This window comes from Treponema sp. R6D11 (assembly GCF_054786075.1).
In genome coordinates this window covers 1-459 of sequence record NZ_BDHD01000891.1, presented here as the reverse complement: position 1 = coordinate 459, position 459 = coordinate 1, and the positions used below count along the sequence as shown (strand labels likewise).

General features: G+C 47.7%; 1 protein-coding gene. It reads left to right on the top strand.

Annotated features, from left to right (window positions below; genetic code table 11):
* On the top strand, positions 1 to 336 hold a 336-nt coding region (locus ACYVTD_RS16685), incomplete at its 5' end, for a 3'-5' exonuclease (protein ID WP_461248775.1).
* Between the last annotated feature and the right edge of the window lie 123 nt (positions 337 to 459).

The following is a 459-nucleotide window of genomic DNA, read 5'->3' as shown; positions in this document are numbered from 1 at the left end:
TCAATCGAAGGGCTGTTGGATTTTCTTGAGGACATCGAACTTGACCGCTCGCTTAGGGACAACGCCCCGCAGGACGCGCAAAATTCCGTAACGCTTATCACCTTTCACAACACAAAGGGGCTGGAGTTTAAGCACGTACTCATGACGGGGCTTGAACACGGCATTTTCCCCAGAGAGGAAAAAAAGGACGAAGAACTTGAAGAAGAACGCAGGCTTTTTTATGTTGGCGTAACCCGCGCGATGGACGAACTGTATCTTACTTCCTGCAAAATGAGGCGCATGTACGGAAAAACAACGCCGATGCAGCCGTCGCTTTTTCTTCACGAGATCGACTAAACGTTTGCCATTGGACAAATAAAGACGGAAACCTCTCGCGCGCAGGACGTTTGGAAGAGTTCTTAATAAATTGGAATCGTCTTTTGTTTCCATATTAAGCGGAAGTGGCGGCGATTTTTTCTC